The sequence below is a fragment of the Fodinibius sp. genome (assembly GCF_041642155.1).
In the GTDB taxonomy this organism is placed as follows: Bacteria; Bacteroidota; Rhodothermia; order Balneolales; family Balneolaceae; genus Fodinibius.
Window position 1 is genome coordinate 1 of sequence record NZ_JBEPWZ010000332.1, and the last position, 3,056, is coordinate 3,056.

Annotated in this window: 4 protein-coding genes; 1 reads left to right on the top strand and 3 read right to left on the bottom strand. The window is 50.2% G+C overall.

What is annotated here, in order from left to right:
- Positions 1-1,233 (top strand): PH domain-containing protein (locus ACESLU_RS13535; protein WP_372639160.1); only part of this gene is annotated, 1,233 nt, incomplete at its 5' end.
- Positions 1,234-1,236: 3 nt separating this feature from the next.
- Here ACESLU_RS13535 and ACESLU_RS13540 read toward each other — a convergent pair.
- The 3 genes from ACESLU_RS13540 to ACESLU_RS13550 all read right to left on the bottom strand — a co-directional run.
- A complete protein-coding gene (locus ACESLU_RS13540) occupies positions 1,237-1,437 on the bottom strand; it encodes a hypothetical protein (protein ID WP_372639161.1) in 201 nt (66 codons plus the stop codon).
- A 57-nt stretch (positions 1,438-1,494) separates the two neighbouring features.
- Positions 1,495-1,968: a hypothetical protein gene (locus tag ACESLU_RS13545; protein ID WP_372639162.1), complete on the bottom strand. Its 474-nt coding sequence runs from the start codon at positions 1,966-1,968 to the stop codon at positions 1,495-1,497.
- Between the two features lie 413 nt (positions 1,969-2,381).
- The coding region (locus ACESLU_RS13550) for a fatty acid desaturase (RefSeq protein ID WP_372639163.1) at positions 2,382-3,056 on the bottom strand (675 nt) is incomplete at its 5' end.

Below are 3,056 nucleotides of genomic sequence, written 5' to 3' on the forward strand. Positions count from 1 at the left end.
CAGCGGCTGTTCGGACTGGTGGCAGTGGAGATCAAGACGGCGGGCAGCAGCTCCAAGGAGGCAAAAATAAGCGCGCTGACTCGTGAAAAGGCGGAAGCCCTGAAGGCACAGCTTCGGCGTGTTATTATTGACAAGGCTGAGGAGGGGGCGGAGACGCGTGGTAACGAAGGGGAAGAGCGGGGAAGGACAGCGGAGGCCGAGCCCCTGAAAACCTATACCATTGCACCGCGCGACCTGCTGATTGCCGCTACTACATCGGGACGCATGGGGGTGGCGCTGTCGCTGGTCGGGGCGGGTTTTTCGCAGATCGACCAGGTGGTGTCGGATGAGCGGATGGTTCAATTTATTGAGAATAATATCCCGCAATCCACTTCGGCTTCCCTCATTGTGCTGTCCATTATAGCCATTTTGGTCATCTCCTGGGTCTTTTCCTTTTTGTCGGCGCTTGTCGCTTATTATGATTTCAAGGTGGAGGTTCGGGAAAACGAGCTGGTCATATCAAGAGGGTTGTTCGAGCGGACCCAGCTTACGGTTCCCTTCAACCGGATTCAGGCTGTTCAGATCAAAGAAGAGCTGATGCGTCAGCCTTTTGGCTATGCTTCACTGGTGATTGAAAGTGCGGGCTACGGTGAAAGCGAAGGGAATTCAACCACGCTTTTTCCCCTGATTAAACGGAAAGAGATGTATGATTTTTTGGATGAGGTGTTACCCGAATATAATATTGCCATTGAAGGGGAAAGCGATCATACGCCACCGCGGCGGGCGCTGCGGCGTTACCTGTTGCGGACGATCTGGTGGTCGCTGCCGGTTATACTGATTTTTTGGGCCCTCTTTCCCTCATACGGCCTGTATGGACTATTACTGTTGGTCCCGGCCCTGATGCTCGGCTACCAACAGTACCGGGATGCGGGCATACGGACCGAAGATCATACCATCGTACTGCGTGCCCGCCTGTTGAGCAAAAGAACAGCCATTGTTAAAAAGTACCGAATGCAGGCCACCCGTTTAAAGCAAAACCCCTTTCAGTCGCGCTTGCAGCTGAGGGACTTTACCATCCATGTAGCCAGCGGCAACCAGGGGCGCTCTTTTACCGTTCGGGATCTGGATGAACGGGACGCGCGCAGCTTTTGGGAGTGGATGCTCCATGAGCCTTCGTCCGCCCCTGAGGGAGAAAAAAAACCCGAAAACGGTAACAATGATGCGGAGTCGCTGCCCGTTTCCGAAGATAACTGAGCGTCACTCTTCCCGGTACGAAAGCTCTATCTCAAAGCGCAGCTTCCGTTCGTCCTCAATGGCTATATCCGCTTCCGAATCGATATTGGGGGTATCAAGATTGCTGATCTGACAGCTACAGTCTTCATCGATGTATTCCCCCACAGCATCAGAAATAAGATTTTCGAGCTGGTGGACAGAGAGTGTTTTTAACTTATTGCTCATCGGAGATTTGGTTTGAACTTAATATGTCTGGTTTAAAAGTGGGTTCGTGCAAGAAAACTATCCGAAAACGAGATAGTGATAAATTCCGAGCGTGCAGGCGCCATAAATAATATGTAAGCTCAATACGTAATAGGGGATCAGTGGTCCCCATGACCGGCCCATAATGCCCGGATCCGGGATGGCTTTTCCGCTGCCGATTGCCGGGTGGGTGTCAGCCAGAATACCCATCATAGATCCCACAAAGATGCCGTGGGCGAATCCCCAAAGTATGCCGACCGGCCAGTCGGGTGTGACATTCATAGCCCTGAGAAGAACAACATAGAGGACGCCCCATCCGGCCCCGATCAGCAGGTGCAGGGTAATACCTGTCACATACACTTTGGTCCGCTCGGTAATATTGACAAAACGGGTGCCGATCAGATAGGGAATATCCAGGTTTTGTCCCCCGAGCTTGAGCAAGTAAATGAGAAGGGTTAGGATAATAGCGCCTATAAAGCCCGCGAGTGCCGCAATGAAAAGATTAACTTCCATAAGCCCTCTTATTTTATGTTGACCTTAACGAAACCTTTGCAAAACTGTTGTTTTGCCCAATCTCTGCATTTTCGCGATTTTCAAATCCTCATGTATAGTCAATACACTGCGGTTTTGAAATCGCTCAGGCTTTGATATCGAACAAAACTCCTGGTTTTTCAAAGGCTCTTTCAACTAAAGAAATATAAATCCCAATTTGCATTTAAATGTAACAGAAGAATGACATCTATGCTACTAAATATTTTCATTGTGGCATTGGGACGCCACCCTCCCGTTCGGGTTGCCGGCTCAGGTACCCGTGGGACGGCAGAACCAGTCGTTTGATAGGTCTTAACAAATTGCACTGCCATTTATCCGGCCCCTGGCAGTTCCAAATTCAACGCCCCCGGTGATTTAAAAAAGGGGGTGATGCATTACGCATGTTCCGGTTCGGGTTGCCGGCCAAACTTTTTGAGCGTATAGTAATGGGATTTCACGGCTGTGGCCAGTGATTCCTGGTAATTGTAGGGAATGTCATGTTTCTCGGCCACCGATCGCACAATCGAACTTATTTCCGGATAGTGAATGCTGCAGATCCTGGGAAACAGGTGATGCTCGATCTGGTAATTGAGTCCCCCTATATACCAGCAAAGTAGTTTGTTGTCATGCGCAAAATCGGAAGTGGTTTCCAGCTGATGAATCATCCAGGTGTTTTCGATGTTGCCCTCTTCATTTTCTGTGGGATGTTCGGTGCCCTCAACTACATGGGCAAGCTGGAAGATAATACCCAGAATGATGCCGGCCGTGAAGTGGAGAATTAAAAAACCTATGGCGAGCTGCCACCATGTGATAGGCAGGAGGATATAGGGCAAGACGAGCATATAGCCGTAGTATATGAGCTTGGTGATGATCAGGGTGACCCATTCGGAAGCGGGGTGGGACTTATTCTCGTAGGGTCCCAGACTGGACTGAAAGAAGTATTTGTAATCCTTGATAAAGACCCAGAAAAGCGTGGCGAAACCGTACGCTATAAAGGCTAACAGGTGCTGAATGCGGTGGATGGGCTTGTGTTCGGCGTTGGGGGAGAGCCGGATAAACTCCGCTACTTC

Bases quoted from the DNA above. Each gene is read 5' to 3' on its own strand.
- ACESLU_RS13540 (WP_372639161.1), bottom strand. From the start codon at position 1,437: ATGAGCAATAAGTTAAAAACACTCTCTGTCCACCAGCTCGAAAATCTT.
- ACESLU_RS13545 (WP_372639162.1), bottom strand. From the start codon at position 1,968: ATGGAAGTTAATCTTTTCATTGCGGCACTCGCGGGCTTTATAGGCGCT.